Raw genomic sequence first — 19,333 nt, forward strand, 5'->3', positions numbered from 1 at the left:
GGGTAGTCGGTTATTCGGTGGCCGGGGTAGCGGCCGCTTGTTTTGCCAGGGCCTTGCGGACCTTTTTGATGCGCGTGTCGTTGCCTGCCTGGGCGTAAAGCTCAGTGGAGCGCTCCAAATGCTTGAGCGCGGTTTGCCACTGCTCGGCCTCCATTGCGCGCATGCCGATCAACTTGTGGTACTTGCTCGGGATCTGCTCCGTCAGTTGCCATTCGCCATCTACACGGGGCAGCAGGTCGGACAAATAAGGCTCAGGACTGCGGCCGGCGTTGTACTCGGCATAAGCCCACTCGCACACGGCGTCGGCCACAAAGGTCTGGATGTCGCGGCGCTTGAAGCGCTCCGGCATCTGTTGGCCCTGCTCCATCAGGAAGTCGGCCAGTTCCAAGGCGTCTTCGAACTGGGCGGTGTCGAACAGCCACACCATGACCTGCACCGCAACGCGGTTAGGGAAGTTCAGGCCCGATTCGCAGTAGCGCTGCACGTATTCCTGATACTTGGGCAGCAGCTCTTCGCGCTTGAGAGCCTGACGCCCTGCCAAGCCGTTGATGGCGCTGATTCGCTCCAAGTCCTGGTCCAACGCCGCTTCCTGCAACAGCAAGTGCTTGCGGGCATTCGCGGGGCTACTCAGAGCCTCGGCCGGGGAGTACGGCAGGGATGCGGCAGATGCCGCCGCCACTACCGCTGCACCACCCGCCGCCAAGGTGCGGCGCTTATGCGCGAGAGCCAGGCTCACTTCACCAGCTCCACATTTTCAGTCATCGCGAACTTTTCCATCTGCTCGATCACGTAACCTTCGTTGCGGCTGTTGTAGTCCTCAACACGGGAGCGCTTCGGGTTGTCGATGGTCTGTTTGCGCCAGCTGGAGTCCTGGTAGTAGATCGACAGGTTGTCGAAGCTGGTAACCACCACGCCGTTGACGGGGAAGAAAGGCACGCTGAACGCTGGCAGGCCACCGTAGGTCGCGATCACCTGGGCGTCTTCGATACGCTCTTTCTCAGTCGGCACGTCGCCTTGCTTCGCGTACAGCTTCGCTTTGTCAGCGGCCAACAGGTCGGTGCCGATGATCGCGATCAGGTCGCCGGCATCACGCAGGCGTTCGTCCACCAGTTGCTTGGTGTCGTGCACCAAAGCATCAAGATTGGCGTAGTCGCCGCCGGCGCCGAGGGTGACTTTGCCGGCAACCTTGCCTTCCTTGAGTACCTGGGCTGGGATCTGTTCACGCGCCTGTTGCAGCCAGCCTTTGTTGACGTCCTGCAGCATCGGGTATTTTTCGATGTCGGTCTGCTGGGCAGCGTGGGTGCCGTGGAAACCCACCATGATGCGGTCCAGGGCGATCTGCTTTTGTACGGCTGCCGAATAGCGCTGATGGAAGTCCGGGAACTTGGCCCAGGCATCGATCTTGGCGTATGGCATGCCTACATCGGATTCGGTCGACGACAGTTCGTAGGTCGACTGATCCAGCGCGGAGGCGTCTTTGGCTTCACGATCGGTGGTTTTGGTGTTGGTTCGGCCGGTGACTGGACCCGACACGCCAATGAAGACTTTCTGGCCCTTGATCTCGCTGACCGGAATGATGTTGATCCGCTCCAGGAAATCGGCCTTCGCGGTAATCGCGTCGTTCAGTTCCTGGGCAATAGTCGGATCGACGCTAAAGTGCTTGCTGGCCAGCTCTACGCCATAACTTTCGGCAATGGCCAGTTGCAGTTCGGCGTACATCTTTGCGCCGTAGGCGCTCAGTGAATAGGCCATATCAGAGCACCCGCTTTTTGACGGTGGTCACCGGGCCGGCGTTGCGGGGCAACTGGCGACCGACTGAGGTTTCCTGCAGAGCCGAGAATTGCTTTTGCAGCTTCTCCAACTGGATCAGTACTGCCTTATTCGAACCACCATTACGGCGGAACTCACGTTCTTGCTCGGCTGTAGTGACGATGTCGTCTACGGCCGCGCTCACATCATCGATGGGTGCCTGGTCGGGTTCTGGTGCATCTGCGGCGGCGGGTTCAATCACAGCCTGAATACCGGCAGCAACGACAAGCAGCTGCTCCAGCAGGGCTTTGAGGGCCGTTGCGGTAGCTTCATCCATTGGGGGTTTGCTCTCTGTTTGGGGTGGAGTGGTTTCGGCGGGTAACGCATCAGCGGCGAAACGCTTGAAGAAGCTGGTCAAGGCATGAATCAGCCCCGTTTCGGCGATGCTGGGGCTGTCGTCCTGCAGGCGGCCGAGTTCGACCGAGGCGGCGTAATAGGAGGCGCGGTTGTTCTTGTGCGAAAAGTAGAGTTCCTGGGTGCCCACGCTGGCGGGCTGGTCGGTAACGCCCAAACCAGTCAGGTAGGCTTTGCCACTGCCACGGAAGTCAGGGGTGATCTCAATGCTGGTGAACAGCTTCTGGCCCTGATCATTCAGGTACAGCAATCGATCGTTGGGCTTCAATTGCGCTTCCAGCGCCACTTCGCCCGGCTCCAGGTCTTCGGCCTCTTCAACTAGGCGTACGGCGTAAACGGTGCCGTGAGAACCTGGCCAGCGTTCGTGATCGCACCAGATCACTGCCGTGTAAAAAGACGGCTTGTAGGTTTCAGCAATATCGCGCAGTTCCTGGGGAAGGATCACGCGCCCATCAACGGTGGCTCCGCTGGTGGCGACACGTTTCCAGAACGAAACAAGGGAACGGGGCATGGGTTTGACTGCGCTCAATCACTGAATGAGCCGCCACGATAGGGAGCAGCCAAGCCCCAAACAAACGGTTCACATGCGCGTTTCTCCTATATCCGCCATATAGTTGAATCGCGGAATTTAACCCCGCGTTCCCAGCGTTTTCGCCGCATAGACTGCGGCCCATGTACTACTCGACCGAAGTTAAAGAAGCCGCCAAACGCCTGTTTCTGCGCCGCTGTAAGGCCAAGGAAATTCAGGCGCAGCTCAACCTGCCGAACATCCGCATCGTGTATTACTGGATACGCCAGGGCGGATGGGAAGACATGCTGTCGGACGAGGAACCGCTGACTGCTGTCGGCCGGCGAATCACCCTGCTCCTGGACAAAGCCAGCAGCCTGACCAAGGACGAACTCAACGAGCTGGACCGGCTGACGACTGTGCGCGAACGCCTGTTAAAGCAAGCGATCAAACCGTCGCCGGCTACTGCCGGAGAATCAGCCGGCGAGCCCCAGGAACGCCGCCAGGGCGGGCGTAGCGAACGTTCGGGTCGTGGCGATAGCGCAGGGAAGAAACGCGAGAAGAAAGCCAAGAACGACATCAGCGGGCTAACCGAAGTCGACTTCCTGGATAAGTTCATCAGCAAGATGTACCGCTATCAGCAAGAGCTGTTCGCGGCCAAGCAAAACCCGCTGACGTGCCGAATCCGCAACATCCTGAAAAGCCGCCAGGTGGGCCTGACGTACTACTTCGCCGGCGAAGCGTTCATGGATGCGGTACTGACCGGCGACAACCAGGTGTTCCTGTCCGCCAGTCGCTCGCAGTCGGAGATTTTCCGCAGCTACATCATTCAGTTTGCCAAGCAGTGGTTTGACATCGAGCTGACCGGCAACCCGATCACGCTCAGCAACGGCGCCGAGTTGCGGTTTCTCAGCACAAACAGCAGCACCGCTCAGGGCTACCACGGCCACGTCTATGTCGATGAGTATTTCTGGATACGTGACTTCGAAAAACTCAGCACCGTGGCCAGCGCCATGGGCACCCACAAGAAGTGGCGCAAAACCTACTTCTCGACGCCAAGCGCGGTGTCACACCAGGCATACCCGTTCTGGTCGGGCGAGGAATTCCGTAACAGCAAGCGCGGCAAGAAAGCCGGCGGCGTCTGGCCCACCGAGGCGTCCTACACCCAGGGCGCACTATGCCCCGACGGTCAATGGCGCAAGACAATCACCCTGGACGACGCCATCGCCGGCGGCTGCGATCTGTTCGACCTGGAACAGCTGCAGCTGGAGTACGACGAAGACAAATTCCAGCAGTTGTTCTACTGCAAGTTCATCGACAGCAGCCAAAGCGCGTTCGGCCTCAAGGATCTGGAGCGGTGTTATTCCGACCTGTCGCTGTGGGAGGACTACAACCCGGAACTGGATCGACCGTTCGGCAACAGTCCGGTATGGCTTGGCTACGATCCGAGCCGTACACGCGACGACGCCACCTGTGTGGTGGTCGCGCCACCACTGGAACCCGGGGCAAAATTCCGCATTCTGGAGAAACACAGCTGGAGGGGGCATTCGTTCACCTTCCAAGCAGCCCAGGTCAAAAAGCTTACCGAACGATTCAACGTGCAACATATCGGCATCGATATCACCGGTGTGGGCTATGGCGTATTCGACCTGGTGCGCGACTTCTACGCGAAAGCCACGCCGATCCATTACAGCCTGGAGACCAAAAATACATTGGTGCTCAAGGCCCAAGACACGATCCAGGGCAGTCGCATCGAGTGGGACGCGGGCTGGACCGATATCGCTCAGGCATTTCTGACCATCAAGCGCGGCACCACCACGAGCGGCCAGGTCACCTATAGCGCATCGCGCACCGACGCCACCGGCCACGCCGACATCGCCTGGGCGGTCATGCACGCCCTGGCCAATGAACCCCTCAACACCAACAAGCGGCGCCGTAGCCGCTACGTCACGAGCGGAAACAATGCCCAAGCCACGACACAGAAAGCCCCAAGCCAACCAGCAGACACGACAGCAGCAGCCCATGCGAGCGTTCACCTTCGGGGAGCCGGAACAGGTGCTGTCTGGCAACATCGGCGAGTACCTGGGGGTATTTCTCAGCGACGACGGCGAAATCTACAAGCCTCCAGTGTCGCGGGCGGGCCTGGCCAAATTGCTACGTGCCAACGCACACCACGGCGCCATTCCCAAGTTCAAACGCAACCTGCTGTTGCGTGAGTTCATTCCGTCCGAAGGCTGCAGCACGCAGACAATGGGCCGGGCGAGTCTGGATTACATGGTGTTTGGCGAGGCGTATTTCTATCGCGATACCAATGCCTTTGGCGAAGTGCTCGAGATGCAGCACCTCCCCGCTATCAACATGCGTGTGAAGGTCGACGGCGGGTTCAGGATGCTGCTGCCAGACAGTAAGTACATGGACTTTCACCAGGACGAAATAGAACACGTCCTGGACTACGACGTGGAACAAAACATCTACGGCGTGCCCGACTACCTGGGCGGCCTGCAAGCGCTGTTGCTCAACGAAGCCGCCACCCTCTTCCGCCGCCGCTACTACAGCAACGGCGCGCATGCGGGTTACATCTTCTACACCAACGACCCAGACCTGACCGAAGAAGACGAGGAGAACCTGCGCGCACAGATCAGCGCCAGCAAGGGCGTGGGCAACTTCCGCTCGATGTTCGTCAATATCCCTAACGGGAAGGAAAACGCGATTCAGATCATTCCCGTGGGGGACTTTCAGGCCAAGGACGAACTGGAGAAGGTGAAGAACATCACGCGCAATGACGTAATCGCGGCGTGGCGTATGAACCCAGCCCTAGCCGGGATTATCCCGGAAAACAACGGCGGGTTTGGGGATATCGAGAAGATCGATCGCGTTTACACAAGCAACGAGATCAGGCCGATCTGTCAGTTGTTTGACCAGATCAATGAGGCATTACGGCGAGACAGAAGGTTTATATGGAGACTTTCAGAAACCAATAGTATTTCAAATGCCTGAACTTGAACCAACAGCTTTAAACATATTTAAGTCTGGCAAAATAGAGGCTATTTGCTACACCCTGGGGAGGGACAAATGCGAGTAACTTGTAAATGCGGGCATAAGGGGCGGATTGCCTCTAGAGAGGCCCTATCTGTGGATTTTGCAAAGCTCTATTGTCAATGTCTTGATGCAACATGTGGACATACATGGGTCGCAAATCTCACTTTCTCGCACACCCTAAGTCCATCAGCCCAAACGTTTGAGCGGATGCTTTATGACCGACTTCGAGAGTTACCAAGAACCCAACAACGCGAGTTGTTTGACCGGTTGGGAATGCAGCCCGTCATATGACTACAACCGCCGCCTCCATGAGCCGACGGTTGAACATCGTCAATGACTACTTGTGATCGTTCCAGCCATAGCTCATGACCATCACTTCAGTGACTCGGCTAATTTTCTGTCGGTCTCGTTCACTCATCGAACGAATGAGTTTTATTAAACGACGCTCAAGATCATTTAGATCATTCCAGTGAGGGTCTTCGTTTTTCGAGGCCATACGATCGACTTGAATGTGATCCAACATGCGTAATTGCTCCATAAATGCATTGCTGGATCGAAGGTATCGGCACCGCATAACTTTTAAAGTAAAAGGTATAAAAATGTCTGACCTGGTTATGAACGATCGCCCTTTGATTGACGCGCCACATCGTCCGCCATCGCTTTCAAAATTCGGACAATGGTGCGCTGGTCGTCTTCGGGGATACTTCGAAAGTTTGCAACGACTTTCGCTTCATCGTCACTCAGTCCCGCACCTACGAACCGTCGACCGCAGAGCACATAAATCGTGTCCACGCCCAACGTTGCCACGCCCGCGAGATATGACGTGTCTGGATTCCGGCCGCCACGTTCATAGGTTCCTTGTGTATTGCGGTTCACCCCTCCTGCCTGCGCTAAGTCCTCCTGACTTAGGTTCAACCTGATGCGTTCTTCACGCAAACGGTCGCCAACAGAATCTTCATTCCCTGAATCGGATGCACAATTTTTCAAGCTTCGCCCCTGTACAAGACCAAATTTACGTGCATAATCACCACCAATGAACACAAAAAAACCCGTTTCAACAGGAGTGAACACACTATGCCCGCGCCCGTTACACCGGAGCAAGCCCGCGCAGCCCTTGATCGGAAGGGTATGAGCATCGCGGAATTCTGCCGAATTCATGACCTGAACAAAAATTTGGTCAGCGACCTATTAAACAGGCGTCGAAAAGGTCGCCGTGGGGAGGCACATCGCGCTGCCGTCCTGCTGGGGATCAAAGACGGCGAAATTACACAGTAATGGTCAGGTCTCTGAGGGAACAGCAGAAGATGAAAAATCAGGTTCTAAAAACACGCAGGGAAGTCGTCAGTGCAATTATTTGCACCTTCGAAGGTGGCCGCGAACGAGCCGCTGCTCACATCGGCCTGCCACTCAAAAAGTTTGATAACCACGCTTACGAGAACAACAACTGCCGCCCGCTGACGGACTTGCAGATTTTCGACCTGGAACAAGTCACGGGGACACAGCACCTGGCCAATTACGTTGCCGCAATGTACGGCGGTATGTTTGTGCCAATCGTCCATCCAGAAAACTTGGACAACGTTGAGATGTATGCCCGAGCAGTGCAGACCTCAGCCAAGCGGGGCACCGTGGATCAGATCATTGCCCAGTCGCTTGATGACGGTGTAATTACGGAGGATGAAGCCGAACTGATCCTGAACGCTCATATCTTGCACATGGCCGCACGCACTACCGAAGTCCACGCCGCTATCGACCTGTACTGCGCCAAATCAGGGAAAGGCCAATGAACACTCAACCCAACACTCTGGACTACCAACAATGCGTACAGAACGCTGCTCTGGCATTTCTTGAGCGCCATCAAGCCGAACACCTGGGTTACACACGGGCACTACACCGCCGTGCGGTCGATCACTTGATTGACCGCTTCAACCTGCCCGAACCCGTAGCAGACAAACTGACCGCCCTCGCCCACAGCGAGCTGGTGGACATCGCACGCCGTAAGCGCCCCGCCAATCCGTAACACCTAACCCAACCAACGCCGCCCCCACGTGCCGTGGGTTTGGGTGAGCTGCGCCCGAAATTGAGGTTTAACGATGACAAACGCCGTAATTGTCACCACACAACTGCCCCCAGCCGAGGCCGAAGCGTTGCTGGCCAACCTGCGTGAACAGTATCGCTTGAGCCTCAACGAACACTGGTACGACGACCAATTCCGCCTCGTGGCAGCCGGTCTGCGCCACGGCGCGATTCTCGCTCACATTCCGGTTATGGCTGCGCAAAAACGCCTTATGGCAGCCCTGTCCCACAGCCTCAAAGCAGTGAAGTAACCCCATGAAAGAAGATCTTCGTCACGACGTGCTGCAACGCCTCCAGGCCGACTTCGGGCTCAAGCACCGCACGGGCACCGACTACATGCGCGGCGGCACCTGCCCGAAGTGCAAAAAGAAAGAGTTGTATTCCCGGTTTGATACGCCATGGATGGTGATTTGTGGTCGCCCTGAAAAGTGCGGCCACACCCTGCACGTCAAAGAGCTTTATGACGACCTTTTCGAAGACTGGAGCAAGCGAGCGCCCGCGACAGACCAGCATCCCAACGCAACAGCACGCGCCTATCTGGAGTTCGCCCGAGGCTTTCGGTTTGAGCTGATCCAGGGTTGGTTCACCCAGGAAACGTTCTATTCCGTTGAACACAACGCCGGCAGTGCCACTGTTCGCTTCGCCCTGGAAAAAGGTGGCTGGTGGGAACGCCTGATCGATCAGCCCCATCGCTTCGGCAAGATGAAAGCCCGCTTCAAGTCCAAGGACAGCTATCGCGGCGTTTGGTGGTGCCCGCCCTGCGTCGACCTGCTTGAAGCCAAGGAAATCTGGATTGTTGAAGGTATCTTCGACGCCATCGCCCTGGTGCACAACGACATCGCCGCCGTGTCGGCCATGTCTTCCAATGCGTTCCCCGGGGACTCACTCAAGGCATTGATTAAAACCCGCGAGGGCGGGAAGTTGCCGAAGCTGGTTTGGGCGCTTGATAACGAGCCCGGCGCCAACGCCTACACCCGACGTTGGGTACGCGACGCCCGCGCCCTGGGCTTTGCGTGTGAGTCTGCGCAGATCCCGCAACGCGACGGCCGCAAAGCGGACTGGAACGACCTTCACCAACGCTGGAGCTTCATTCAGGACGACACTAAACGCGCTGATCAAATCGCCACCGACCTCAAACAAACCCGACACCTGGGCGCCCTGCTGCTGGCTGAGAGCGCGGCGGAAAAAGCATTGCTCATGTATGACTGGAACAAGCGCGGGGAATTTCACCTTGGCTTTGGGAACCGCCTGTACTGGTTCAAATTGGACATGGAGAAATTCAACCGGGCCATGTCCGACATCGAGGACAGTGAGAACCACGACGATCAACTGCTCAACCAGGCACAACAGCGTGAAAAGGCGCTGCAGCAGTCCGGCAGTGTCGTGGAGATTGCCAACTGCTACCCACAAGCCTTGTATTTCCAGCGTAACGAGGTAACAGACGAGTCCTGGTACTACATGCGCGTGGACTTCCCACACGACTCTGAGAGCGTGAAAAACACCTTCACCAGCGGCCAGCTGTCGGCCGCCAGCGAATTTAAAAAGCGCCTGCTCGGCATGGCAGCGGGCGCGATGTTCACCGGCAGTGGCCAGCAGCTCGACAAGCTTATGAAAGACCAGCTGTTCGGCATCAAAACCGTTTCGACCATCGACTACGTAGGCTACAGCAAGGAATACGCTTGCTATGTCTACGGGGATATCGCGATCAAGGACGGCACCACCTATAAGGTCAACAGTGAGGACTATTTCGAGTTCGGCAAGCTGCGCCTAAAAACCCTGCAGAAAGGCGTCCCTATCAAACTGCAGCGCGACGCAAAGGGCTTTGATGAAAAGTGGGTGCAGTTGCTGTGGACTTGCTTCGGCGCCCAAGGCTTTGTCGCCCTGGTGTTCTTCTTCGGTTCGCTTTTCTGCGAACAGATCCGTGCTCGCTACCAGTCCTTCCCGTTCTTGGAAGCTACCGGTGAAGCCGGCGCCGGCAAAACAACCCTGCTGAACCTCCTATGGAAACTCCTCGGCCGCGAAGGCTATGAAGGCTTCGACCCGATGAAATCGACCAAGGCCGGTCGCTCTCGACTAATGGGCCAGGTATCGGGCATGCCGGTTGTATTCCTGGAAGCCGATCGCCACAGCGATGATCGAGCACACGCTAAAACCTTTGAATGGGACGAGCTGAAAGACTTCTACGGCGGCGGAACCTTGGCGACGAAGGGCGTCAAGACAGCCGGTAACGAGACGTACGAACCGCCGTTCCGGGGAACGATCGCTATCAGCCAAAACGCGGCCGTAGTCGCCCACGAAGCGATCATGACGCGCATTGTAAAACTGCACTTTGTACGCCCGACCGTGACGCTGGAAAGCCGTGCTGCAGCTGACCAGTTGAACGCGCTGGATGGCGGCACTCTTAGCCATTTCCTGTTGCGGGCCGTCGGCAAAGAATCCGCGGTGCTTGAGCTGTTCGCTCAGCGTATGCCAGAACACGAAGCCAAGCTGCGCCGCCTGCATACCCATTGCTTCGCCTGTGGTACCGCCTATACCAGCGACGCGGGTATCTGCAGCAGCTGCGGCTATGACTTGCGTGGCTATATCCGCGTCGAGCGCATCAGCAAGAACCACGCGCAACTGCTCTCGCTGCTGGATTGCCTGCGCCTGGTGCTGAAACTGAGTGATCCCCAAGTCGCTGCCACCCAGCGCCAGATTGTGCGGATGGCTATCGAGCGTCAGACCTCAATCAGTTCCGACCATTCAGCCGTGGCCGAGTTTTGGGAGGTCTACGACTACCTCGAATCGTTAAGCGAAGACCCGGTGGTCGACCACAGCAGCGACCCCACCGTGATCGCTATCAATCTCAACGAATTCTGCGAGCGCGCCGCCGAACACAAACAGAAGTTGGCAGACGTGGCCACGTTGCGCGATCTGCTCAAGGAGTCCCGTTCCCGCAAGTTTCTGGACAGCAACAAGGCGGTGCACAGCGCTGTTCGTGCTGCTTTCAACAACCGCAATCCGTGTTCACAACCCCGGCCGACCACAGTTAAGTGCTGGACATTCAAGGCGTAAAGGAGAGCAAGACCGATGCAAATCCAAGTGTTTATGGGCAGTGCCAGCGAAGGCAAAACCAGCAAGCTCCAGTCAGTTCAGGACCGTCTGGACTTTACGGGAGAAAGGGCGCCGATCATCCAGGCTGAGGCTTATGGGGAAGATGGCTTGCTGGAGATTTTGGAGGTCCGCGCAGCCGGTGGCCAGCGCGAAATCCTGGTGGACGACTGCAGCCGGCAACAGATTTTGAGGGTGTTGGAATGGCAATCATGTGTCGAGCATGAGCCAAATTTTGGTGACCTGGTGATCCACCTGGCCCGCAAGGACTGACCTTTAAAAAAACAGTGCCGAGGAGTTGCAGCTCCTCGACACCCAACCGCAACAGAGGGCTATACCATGCAAGCACAGAACCTAAGCAGCGGCGCCGCGAAGGCTACCACACCGGCGCGGCACCTGGTGGCCACCGCGATTATCGGCGCGGCAGTCATCGGCTACCTGGTGCACAAAACCCCGGAATCACGCATCCGCCTTGAAAGCCTGAGCCAGATGGCCAACACCCTGGGCGAACTGAGCGAAACGGATGCGGCAGTCGTCGCTCAACTGCTCGCCAACAACGCATCCCGGGGGGCGGCGCGCCATGCCTAAGCAACCCCATTCGACCCGCGCGCGACGTTTCCCCTGGAACATCGACTACACCAGCATGTGCGACCTTTGCGATCGGTGGCGTGCGCAGGGCAACCACGAGCAATGCAGCCGGCAACGCCAACGGCTGAATGCCCATCTACGCAATCACAAGCCTAAGCGTTAAGCCGCGTCCACCAGAAGACGCGCTTCTAAATACTTGGCCCGGAAACGGGCCTTTTTGTTTCCGATCGTCAGACTGTCGCCATACGAGTACAGCGTTAGGGGTTTACATGAGTGGGGTCGAAGCTCGCGGTAATTCCGTGAGAATCTATTTTCAATACGACGGCGAAAAATGCCGCGAATCGTTACCTGGAGGAAACACACCGGCGAACGTTGCCCAGGCCAAGCGCTTGCTCGCCATCATCGAATACGAAATCCAAGCTGGCATCTTTGACTACGCACGCCACTTCCCCAATTCAACCAGGCTGGTAGAAAACACCTTCGGTCATTACCTGGACATCTGGTTGCGCATCAAAGCCAACAGCGTCGCGGCATCGAGTTATCGAGGTTATGCCAACAAGGCCGAGGTACATGTACGACCGCGCTGGGGCAAAGTGCAGATCAACGCGATCGATCACCTGGACCTGCAAGAGTGGATCCAGGGCCCGCTGTCGAAAACCCTCAAAAATAAGACCATCCGCGACATTATCAGCAACGTGCGCCAGGTTTTCAGGCTCTACCGTACTCGGATGAAAGTCGCGCACGATCCTACCGAAGGCTTGATGGTGCGCCTGCCTGACCCCGAAGCACCGGACCCGTTCACTCGTGCGGAAATCAAACAGATCCTCGACACACCGACCACTCGTACGCTTGAGTTACTGATGGTGCAGTTCATGATTTGGGCCGGTCCTCGGGTGTCTGAAACCATTGCTTTGGCGTGGGAGGACGTCGACCTGGAACAAGGGATGGTGACCTTTCGTCGATCGAAGGTGCGCGGCGCCTATCGCGTCACGAAGACGCGTCGCTCGATGCGCAAGGTTCGCCTCTTGGCGCCGGCGTGGGATGCGTTGCGTAAGGTCGACGCACTGACCCGAAAAAGAAAAGCTGAAACTGTGGAAGTCGTGGAGCGGGACAATAAAACAGTACGCCGGCACACACTGCACTTTGTATTCTTGAACACCAAAAGCGGTTTGCCGCACGCCAACGATTTTGTCGTGCGTGACCGTTTTTTCAAAGCTCACTTGCTCGCGGCCGGGGTCCGCTATCGTGGTCCTGGGCAATGCCGGCACACCTACGCCAGTCAGTTACTCACGACGGGCATTGCCTCAATCGATTGGATCGCTGAACAGATGGGGCATACCAACGGTAATATGATTCGCCAGCATTATGGAACGTGGATTAATGAAGATGGGCCGGATGTAGTAGGCATGCTGCAGCTGGCCCTCAAGCTTTCGCCGGTCCCAGTTCACAACTGAGGCGAATAAGGTCCACCGACACGACAAAACGGTCAACATCCGTCAAACGCCTGGGCGCGCTGCGGTTCAAGCCCGTGAGCGCACCGGAATGCGCCGGGTGGCCCATTTAAACGGATGGACAGGGTTCATTCCCTTTTCATGGGACACCCTGCCTTCCAATACCTCCCCAACCGCGTGCTGGCAAGGCGATTAGGGTGTCCGTCTGGATGGACTCTCTGATGATAATTGCAGCTCCCGGCGGCGCTTCGAGGCTGCTACCTCTATCGCTATTAATAGGATTTCGAGGGTGTCTTGACCCACGACACCTGCCGCTTCAACGCCCTCTAAAAAGCTCTCTGCACGTTCCTGGAGCAATGTCAGAACGTGCATATCTCCACAACAAACCAAACCTTCCAGATGGGTGGCCAGCCTTATGCGGATCTGAACAGGAAGCTTTAACCCGTTCGCTGAGAACACAGCGCTGCCGCTGAATACCGCGCTACGGTCTTGCAAGATGGTGCATAAATCACGCAGCGGGAAATGTTCATGTACCAGTTCGCAGCCTTCACAATGGATCAGCGGCACATCAGCGTTGCTCGGCTGTTGTGAGGCTAGACAGTAGCTACAACGCACGTGCTCGTCGCGCATCAACCAGCGGTCATTCCATATGCCCAAAGCAAAATTGGCAATCGTCCTTTCATCCTTGGTGGAGACTATGTCTCGTTCGATTGTCATGCATCCCCCTTAGCGCCGAGGGTCTACGCCCCACGCTAGAAACCGTTATTACCGATCAAAACCACGCGATCAGCGCACTCAACGCCGCATCTTTCCGAGTCATTGGCGTTGTATGCTTCAAACCCAATGTAGGCGGTTCTGGCATCCCACGCCAGTGAAGTCCGGTGTCCCCCGATACAAAAAAGGCCCCAACATCGGGCTCAGGTGTGGGGGCCTTTTTGCACATAAGCGGCGTTCTGTATCACGGTGTCCGAGGCCGCAAACGACCAAAAGGGGATGTACAATTTTTCCGTTTTCAACCAGATCTATCCCTCAGAAATGGCCTACACTAAAAGCCGCCAATAAGGCGTCTTGAGCAAAACAGATCGGATACAGGAACGATTCAATGCACGACGAGTGGGAAAAACTTTTGCTCATCACGGGATCGGTGATAGTGGTTGAAGACGATCCAACACTTCGTTTGCTGATGGTTGAAATCTTGTCTGAGATTGGGTTACAAACTCTCGACTTCGGCACGGCAGACGAGGCACTAACCCACATGCTGGGTATGTCGGTTAGCTGTCCACTCGTGATCGCAGATCATGGATTACCGGGCAAACTCCAAGGCGCGGACCTCATAGCGTTGATGAAGGCGAAATGGCCAACAACTGCCACGATCCTCACTTCCGGCTACGGATTGGATCCGTCGATCGTGCCATCTTCAACTACGTACCTAAACAAGCCTTGGTCCATGAATGACTTGGTGACGGCGGTAGCAAAAGCTTTGGCTCGTCAACTCGATCATTCACTTCAAAAAAAGCGTGACGGTTAGATTCTGCTTTTTCCGTACTGGAACGACTTGGGAGCCATTATAAAAGCCGAAATAACGCCATCCGGCTGGCCATAGCAATCAAAGAATTTTCTGGGGTTGGAAGGTAACAATCAGAATCGCCCAAGCCTCATACGCTAGCCTCTGGCGCAGAGTTGCTTCATTCCAAATGGAGCCAGAGACGTTGTTCGCCACTACTAGCATCATTAGATGATTTGTCGCCGCATCCAGATCCAATAGCAAGTGGTGAGATTTGTATCGAAAGTCATCGATGTCGATCATAATCAAACTTCTGAGTAGGACTGGTCCGATACTACGAACCTCTATTCCTCTGAAGTCAGTATGGCCTAAATATCGTGGCTTGCCTGCGCGTCATGTGGAAATCTTTGCCCAACCGAATTTGGTGCGTCTCACGGCCATCTCAGCTCGCAACTCGCCGATGAGTTTAGCAATCGCCCTACTGGACGTTAGCTTGTCTGTTTTGATTGCAGTAACCAGCAGTTCAACCTGACCAGAGGCAGGCTCAAACACTCTAACCCTCAACGTACCATCGGGATTCGATGTACATGTGCAAGAAAGCGGGAGAAAACCGCATTCGATCATATGGCGCAATTCAAGAATCGAAACCATGACTTACGTCCTCAAGGTCAGCGCAGATTCGATTATTGCTGAAATGATAGCAGCCAGTTTTGACGCGGCCATAAAAAAGCCGTAGTCGCGTAATCGCGTCAGATAGCTTTCGCATTGGTGTCTGGGGCTTCCATAGCCGTTACTGGGTTACCTGCGGTTGGACGGCAGCCATTTGCGGGTCTCCATTTACGCACCAAAATAGGGCCCCAGTCCCATCTCAGTCCCATATGGCCTTTTTTGAGGCGCCAAAAACCACAACCCCCCGACTTTCTCTAGGAAAATCAGGGGCTTGCGTTTTCGTAATTTGGCGGTGAAGGAGAGATTCGAACTCTCGATACAATTTCTTGTATACACACTTTCCAGGCGTGCTCCTTAAGCCACTCGGACACTTCACCGTATCTCGGCAAACCAGTTCAGTCTGTCGAGGCGCGCTAATGTAGTCGAAAGCCTTTCTGATGGCAAAGGTTTTTTTCAGAATTTTCATGCGGTTAGACGGTTATGTCAGTACCCGCCTGGTCAGGGCGGTGATTCTGCCATTCTTGGGCATGGGTAACATGAGCCTGGGACAGCCGGTGCGCCCTGCTCCGGGGCGTCTACCCTTGGGTATGGCGCGAATGTCTGACTGGGTAGTCAGTCACGACGCTTTACCGGGGCGGGCGTGGTGGGTAACGTCTGCGCACGCATTTCTATCAATAGTCTCTCTATAACAAATCCTACAAGGAACCGCGTCATGAGTGAGTTGATTGCCTACCACCTCGAAGACGGTATCGCGACCCTGACCTTGAGCAACGGCAAGGTGAATGCCATTTCTCCGGCAGTGGTCAGTGAGTTTAATGCGGCGCTGGATCAGGCCGAGAAAGACCGGGCCGTGGTGGTGATCACCGGGACTCCGGGGATGCTGTCGGGTGGTTATGATTTGAAGGTGATGACTGCCGGCCCCAAAGAGGCGATCAGCCTGGTGACGTCCGGCTCGACGTTAGCGCGTCGCCTGCTGTCCCATCCGTTCCCGGTCATCGTCGCTTGCCCAGGGCATGCGGTGGCCAAGGGCGCTTTCCTGCTGTTGTCGGCGGATTATCGGATTGGTGTGGAAGGCCCGTTCAGCATCGGCCTGAACGAAGTGGCGATCGGCATGACCATGCACCACGCCGGCATCGAGCTGGCCCGCGATCGTCTGCGCAAGTCGGCCTTTCACCGTTCGGTGATCAACGCCGAGATGTTTGATCCGCAAGGTGCGTTGGCTGCCGGCTTCCTGGACAAAGTTGTCGCCCCCGAAGAGTTGCAGGCGGCGACCCTGGAGGCGGCGCGTCAGTTGAAGAAGATCAATATGAACGCACACAAGCACACCAAGCTGAAAGTGCGCAAAGAGCTGCTGGAGGCGTTGGACGACGCCATCATCCAGGATCAGGGCCATATCCTGAACTAAGTCCTTATAACTGCGGCACCGAAGCCCGACCTTGAGTCGGGCTTTTTCTTGCAAACAAATCAGAATCGTCTCTAGCCGCTCTAATCGGGCTGTATCGGCACATATTGAAACATGTGCTCAAACATCGCCTATCTCCTACGTCTGTAGGGGCAATTGCCGAATACAGTGCACATCCGTACACTGCGCCACCTTTGTCCCGATAGGCCGTGTCGATGCTATTTCTGTTACGTATGTTGTTGATGGGCCTGCACTTTATCGTCGCCGGCGTGTTGGGCGTGGTGCTGGGTATTTGCCGACCGTTCAACCCGGACAACAGTCGCCTGTGCGCCCGCCTGTACGCCCTGCCCGCCATGTGGATCCTGCGTCTGAACGTTAAGGCGGATGTCGACTCGTTGCGCAACAAACCCGGCACGTGCGTGATCATCGCTAACCACCAGTCCAACTATGACTTGTTTGTGTTCGGCACCGTGGTGCCGCACCGCACGGTGTGCATCGCCAAGAAGAGCCTGAAATGGGTGCCGCTGTTCGGCCAGTTGTTCTGGCTGGCGGGCAATGTGTTGATCGACCGAGGCAACGCACATAAGGCGCGCCGTGCGATGCTCACCACCACCCATACATTGCAGCATGAGGACACGTCGATCTGGGTGTTCCCGGAAGGCACCCGCAACCTGGGCAACGGTCTGTTGCCGTTCAAGAAAGGCGCATTCCATATGGCGATTGCGGCCGGAGTGCCTATCGTGCAGGTGTGCGTGAGCAATTACGTCACGCATATGCAGCTCAATCGCTGGAACAGCGGCGATGTGCTCATACGTTCGTTGCCGCCGATTCCTACGACTGGGCTGACTTCGGATGACATCCCTCAGTTGATGCAGGCTTGCCAGAAGCAAATGGATGAATGCATCGCGCAGATGGATCGTGAGCTGCAGGCTGCTTGAACACCGCCTGGGGGCGCTTCGCACCCCAGCGCGAGCAAGCTCGCTCACCACAAAAAGCTCGTCGCAATGACAGCTACGAAGGAACGTCATTCAAGCTAAGCTGCCCAACATCTGTCATCCCAATAAGAAGCGATCAGCACCATGGGTAGAGTTGTTGCGGCCGCCGTCTACAGCGCCGGTAAGAAAGTCACCGATATCACCCTCGACGAAGGCGCGGCCTGGGCCGCCAAACCCGACCACTTTGTATGGATCGGCCTTGAAGAACCCAACGCTCAGGAGCTGGCCAATCTGCAACGCCAGTTCAACCTGCATGAACTGGCCATCGAAGATGCCCTGGAAAAACACAGCCGCCCGAAGCTGGAAACCTTCGGCGATGCGCTGTTTATCGTCACTTATTCACCCGTGCGCGAAAACGGCAAGCTGCTGTTTATCGAAACCCATATCTTCGCCGGCAACGGCTACATCATTACCGCCCGCAATGGTCATTCGGCATCCTACGGCTATGTACGCCAGCGTTGTGAGGCACGGCCACTGTTGCTGGAGCATGGGGAAGATTTCGTACTCTATGCACTGCTGGATTTCGTCACCGAGAATTACCAACCGGTGAGCGAAGCGATCCATGCCGAGATCGATGAGCTGGAACGCAACGTACTGTGCAGTTCGCTGAGTGAGCGTGATATCCAGAATTTGCACGGCTTGCGCCGCGACGTGCTGCGGCTCAAGCGCTACGTCGCCCCGATGGTGGAGATCAGTCAGGAGTTGCAGAAGCTGAGCTTCCCGTTTATCGACAAAAACATGCGCCCGTATTTCCGCGACGTGCAGATCCACGTGACACGTCAAATGGAAGACCTCACCACCTTGCGCGATATCGCCAGCCAGACCATTGAGATCGGTGTGTTGCTGGAGGCTTCGCGTCAAAGCGTAGTGCAACGCAAGTTCGCCGCGTGGGCAGCGATCCTCGCGTTCCCCACGGCGGTGGCGGGGATTTATGGGATGAACTTCCAGAACATGCCCGAGCTGCAATGGCACTACGGCTATTTTGCAGTGCTCGGGTTTATCGCGGTGGGCTGTACCGGTTTGTGGGCCAGCTTCAAGCGTTCGGGCTGGCTTTAAACCTTGGCCTCGGATTTGTGCGCCACAAAACGCATCATCCATTCCGCCACGGTGACGCCGTGGTGGTCGCGTTCCAGGCTGGCGACGCCATGGGTGTAGACCTTCTCACCCAAGGTTGTCTGAAGAATCTCCAGCAGCTCGCGGGAATAGTCATGGACGAATTCCGGGTGCCCCTGGAAGCACAGCACCTGATCGCCAATGTGATACGCCGCAAACGGGCAAAACGCGCTGGACGCAATGACCGTGGCGTTTTCCGGCAGCGTGGTCACTTGGTCCTGGTGGCTGATCAATAGCGTCAACTCTTCCACTTCAGGGCTCATCCACGGCGCCTTGGCATCGAGCTTGTAGTCGTGGATGCCCATGCCCCAGCCCTGCCCGGCGCGCTCGGTCTTGCCGCCGAGCAGCAGCGCCAGCAACTGGTGACCGAAGCAGATACCCAGCAGCTTGTCGCCACGCTCGTAACGTTCGAGCAGGTAGGTCTTGAGGGTCTGGATCCAGGGGTCGGTACCAAAGGAGTCGGCCTTGCTGCCAGTGACCAGGTAGGCATCAAACACTTCATCTTCCGGCGGGTATTCGCCCTGCACGACGTTGTAGATGACAAATTCGGCGGCAATCGGCTGCTTGGAGAACAGGCGCTTGAACATCTGCCCGTACCCTTGGTATTGATCGATCAAGCCTGGACGCAGGATATCGGTTTCCAGGATACAGACGCGTAGCGACATAAAAAATACCTGACACGGTGATGGGAATAATGCACACCCCAGAGCCTGCCTTGAAACCCCTCCACAAGGCAAG

25 protein-coding genes and 1 tRNA gene are annotated in these 19,333 nt (G+C 56.4%); 16 read left to right on the forward strand and 10 right to left on the reverse strand.

Annotated elements, in window-relative coordinates:
• Window positions 1-10: 10 nt before the first annotated feature.
• The 3 genes from gpM to EXW71_RS08505 are packed head-to-tail and all read right to left on the reverse strand — an operon-like array spanning window position 11 to window position 2,674.
• On the reverse strand, window positions 11-736 hold the full coding sequence (gene gpM / locus EXW71_RS08495; protein ID WP_134657047.1) for a phage terminase small subunit: 726 nt from the start codon (window positions 734-736) through the stop codon (window positions 11-13).
• Window positions 733-1,752 carry a phage major capsid protein, P2 family gene (locus tag EXW71_RS08500; protein WP_134657048.1) on the reverse strand — a complete coding sequence of 340 codons (1,020 nt, stop codon included), beginning with the start codon at window positions 1,750-1,752 and terminating at the stop codon, window positions 733-735. The genes gpM and EXW71_RS08500 overlap by 4 nt, the downstream gene beginning before the upstream one ends.
• A gap of 1 nt (window position 1,753) precedes the next feature.
• A complete protein-coding gene (locus tag EXW71_RS08505; protein WP_134657049.1) occupies window positions 1,754-2,674 on the reverse strand; it encodes a GPO family capsid scaffolding protein in 921 nt (306 codons plus the stop codon).
• Between the two features lie 161 nt (window positions 2,675-2,835).
• Here EXW71_RS08505 and EXW71_RS08510 point away from each other — a divergent pair, with 161 nt between their 5' ends.
• The 3 genes from EXW71_RS08510 to EXW71_RS08520 all read left to right on the forward strand — a co-directional run bounded on the left by EXW71_RS08510 (window position 2,836) and on the right by EXW71_RS08520 (window position 6,001).
• Window positions 2,836-4,887, forward strand: a complete 2,052-nt coding sequence (locus EXW71_RS08510; RefSeq protein WP_134657050.1) for a terminase large subunit domain-containing protein — start codon at window positions 2,836-2,838, stop codon at window positions 4,885-4,887.
• Window positions 4,799-5,668, forward strand: coding sequence for a phage portal protein (locus EXW71_RS08515; RefSeq protein ID WP_167659649.1), 870 nt, complete (start codon window positions 4,799-4,801; stop codon window positions 5,666-5,668). Before EXW71_RS08510 ends, EXW71_RS08515 begins: the two co-directional genes overlap by 89 nt.
• Window positions 5,669-5,743: 75 nt before the next feature.
• Window positions 5,744-6,001 (forward strand): ogr/Delta-like zinc finger family protein, encoded by a 258-nt coding sequence (locus EXW71_RS08520; RefSeq protein ID WP_134657052.1) that lies wholly within the window; start codon window positions 5,744-5,746, stop codon window positions 5,999-6,001.
• A gap of 46 nt (window positions 6,002-6,047) precedes the next feature.
• Here EXW71_RS08520 and EXW71_RS08525 read toward each other — a convergent pair whose 3' ends face one another.
• Together EXW71_RS08525 and EXW71_RS28755 are read right to left on the reverse strand one after the other, a co-directional pair.
• A complete protein-coding gene (locus EXW71_RS08525) occupies window positions 6,048-6,233 on the reverse strand; it encodes a hypothetical protein (protein WP_134657053.1) in 186 nt (61 codons plus the stop codon).
• A gap of 89 nt (window positions 6,234-6,322) precedes the next feature.
• Window positions 6,323-6,868 (reverse strand): helix-turn-helix domain-containing protein, encoded by a 546-nt coding sequence (locus EXW71_RS28755; RefSeq protein WP_167659643.1) that lies wholly within the window; start codon window positions 6,866-6,868, stop codon window positions 6,323-6,325.
• Here EXW71_RS28755 and EXW71_RS08535 point away from each other — a divergent pair.
• From EXW71_RS08535 to EXW71_RS08570, 9 genes are all read left to right on the forward strand, one after another.
• On the forward strand, window positions 6,785-6,985 hold the full coding sequence (locus EXW71_RS08535) for a DNA-binding protein (protein WP_134657054.1): 201 nt from the start codon (window positions 6,785-6,787) through the stop codon (window positions 6,983-6,985). The genes EXW71_RS28755 and EXW71_RS08535 overlap by 84 nt on opposite strands.
• A 29-nt stretch (window positions 6,986-7,014) precedes the next feature.
• Complete coding sequence (locus EXW71_RS08540) at window positions 7,015-7,494, forward strand: YmfL family putative regulatory protein (protein ID WP_305955824.1); 480 nt, start codon at window positions 7,015-7,017, stop codon at window positions 7,492-7,494.
• Window positions 7,491-7,727: a hypothetical protein gene (locus tag EXW71_RS08545; RefSeq protein WP_134657056.1), complete on the forward strand. Its 237-nt coding sequence runs from the start codon at window positions 7,491-7,493 to the stop codon at window positions 7,725-7,727. The genes EXW71_RS08540 and EXW71_RS08545 overlap by 4 nt, the downstream gene beginning before the upstream one ends.
• A gap of 73 nt (window positions 7,728-7,800) precedes the next feature.
• A complete protein-coding gene (locus EXW71_RS08550) occupies window positions 7,801-8,034 on the forward strand; it encodes a hypothetical protein (protein ID WP_038451200.1) in 234 nt (77 codons plus the stop codon).
• A 4-nt stretch (window positions 8,035-8,038) separates the two neighbouring features.
• The gene (locus EXW71_RS08555; RefSeq protein ID WP_134657057.1) at window positions 8,039-10,837 is read left to right on the forward strand and encodes a toprim domain-containing protein; all 2,799 of its coding nucleotides are present in this window, start codon (window positions 8,039-8,041) and stop codon (window positions 10,835-10,837) included.
• A 15-nt stretch (window positions 10,838-10,852) separates the two neighbouring features.
• Window positions 10,853-11,146 carry a hypothetical protein gene (locus tag EXW71_RS08560; protein WP_134657058.1) on the forward strand — a complete coding sequence of 98 codons (294 nt, stop codon included), beginning with the start codon at window positions 10,853-10,855 and terminating at the stop codon, window positions 11,144-11,146.
• Between the two features lie 66 nt (window positions 11,147-11,212).
• Window positions 11,213-11,461, forward strand: a complete 249-nt coding sequence (locus tag EXW71_RS08565) for a hypothetical protein (protein WP_134657059.1) — start codon at window positions 11,213-11,215, stop codon at window positions 11,459-11,461.
• Complete coding sequence (locus EXW71_RS28760; protein ID WP_167659644.1) at window positions 11,454-11,624, forward strand: hypothetical protein; 171 nt, start codon at window positions 11,454-11,456, stop codon at window positions 11,622-11,624. Before EXW71_RS08565 ends, EXW71_RS28760 begins: the two co-directional genes overlap by 8 nt.
• A gap of 106 nt (window positions 11,625-11,730) precedes the next feature.
• Window positions 11,731-12,915, forward strand: a complete 1,185-nt coding sequence (locus tag EXW71_RS08570) for an Arm DNA-binding domain-containing protein (protein ID WP_134657060.1) — start codon at window positions 11,731-11,733, stop codon at window positions 12,913-12,915.
• Window positions 12,916-13,104: 189 nt separating this feature from the next.
• Here EXW71_RS08570 and EXW71_RS08575 read toward each other — a convergent pair whose 3' ends face one another.
• Complete coding sequence (locus EXW71_RS08575) at window positions 13,105-13,629, reverse strand: hypothetical protein (RefSeq protein ID WP_134657061.1); 525 nt, start codon at window positions 13,627-13,629, stop codon at window positions 13,105-13,107.
• A 385-nt stretch (window positions 13,630-14,014) separates the two neighbouring features.
• Between EXW71_RS08575 and EXW71_RS08580 the strand changes: the two genes are divergently transcribed.
• Complete coding sequence (locus EXW71_RS08580; RefSeq protein ID WP_134657062.1) at window positions 14,015-14,440, forward strand: response regulator; 426 nt, start codon at window positions 14,015-14,017, stop codon at window positions 14,438-14,440.
• A 78-nt stretch (window positions 14,441-14,518) separates the two neighbouring features.
• On the opposite strand, the gene EXW71_RS08585 is transcribed toward EXW71_RS08580, so the two are convergent.
• The 3 genes from EXW71_RS08585 to EXW71_RS08595 form a co-directional block, all read right to left on the reverse strand.
• Complete coding sequence (locus EXW71_RS08585) at window positions 14,519-14,719, reverse strand: hypothetical protein (protein WP_134657063.1); 201 nt, start codon at window positions 14,717-14,719, stop codon at window positions 14,519-14,521.
• 90 nt (window positions 14,720-14,809) lie between these two features.
• The gene (locus tag EXW71_RS08590) at window positions 14,810-15,067 is read right to left on the reverse strand and encodes a DUF1652 domain-containing protein (protein ID WP_134657064.1); all 258 of its coding nucleotides are present in this window, start codon (window positions 15,065-15,067) and stop codon (window positions 14,810-14,812) included.
• Window positions 15,068-15,372: 305 nt separating this feature from the next.
• Window positions 15,373-15,462, reverse strand: a tRNA-Ser gene (locus tag EXW71_RS08595).
• A 335-nt stretch (window positions 15,463-15,797) separates the two neighbouring features.
• Between EXW71_RS08595 and EXW71_RS08600 the strand changes: the two genes are divergently transcribed.
• The 3 genes from EXW71_RS08600 (at window position 15,798) to EXW71_RS08610 (ending at window position 18,538) form a co-directional block, all read left to right on the forward strand.
• The gene (locus EXW71_RS08600; protein ID WP_123714280.1) at window positions 15,798-16,490 is read left to right on the forward strand and encodes a crotonase/enoyl-CoA hydratase family protein; all 693 of its coding nucleotides are present in this window, start codon (window positions 15,798-15,800) and stop codon (window positions 16,488-16,490) included.
• A 212-nt stretch (window positions 16,491-16,702) separates the two neighbouring features.
• Window positions 16,703-17,425: a 1-acyl-sn-glycerol-3-phosphate acyltransferase gene (locus EXW71_RS08605; RefSeq protein ID WP_134657065.1), complete on the forward strand. Its 723-nt coding sequence runs from the start codon at window positions 16,703-16,705 to the stop codon at window positions 17,423-17,425.
• A gap of 141 nt (window positions 17,426-17,566) precedes the next feature.
• Window positions 17,567-18,538 carry a magnesium and cobalt transport protein CorA gene (locus EXW71_RS08610; protein ID WP_123714278.1) on the forward strand — a complete coding sequence of 324 codons (972 nt, stop codon included), beginning with the start codon at window positions 17,567-17,569 and terminating at the stop codon, window positions 18,536-18,538.
• Here EXW71_RS08610 and EXW71_RS08615 read toward each other — a convergent pair.
• Window positions 18,535-19,260: an amidotransferase gene (locus EXW71_RS08615; protein ID WP_134657066.1), complete on the reverse strand. Its 726-nt coding sequence runs from the start codon at window positions 19,258-19,260 to the stop codon at window positions 18,535-18,537. The two genes, EXW71_RS08610 and EXW71_RS08615, sit on opposite strands and share 4 nt — an antisense overlap.
• Window positions 19,261-19,333: the final 73 nt, after the last annotated feature.

This window comes from Pseudomonas sp. BCA17 (genome assembly GCF_004519405.1).
Lineage (GTDB): Bacteria > Pseudomonadota > Gammaproteobacteria > Pseudomonadales > Pseudomonadaceae > Aquipseudomonas.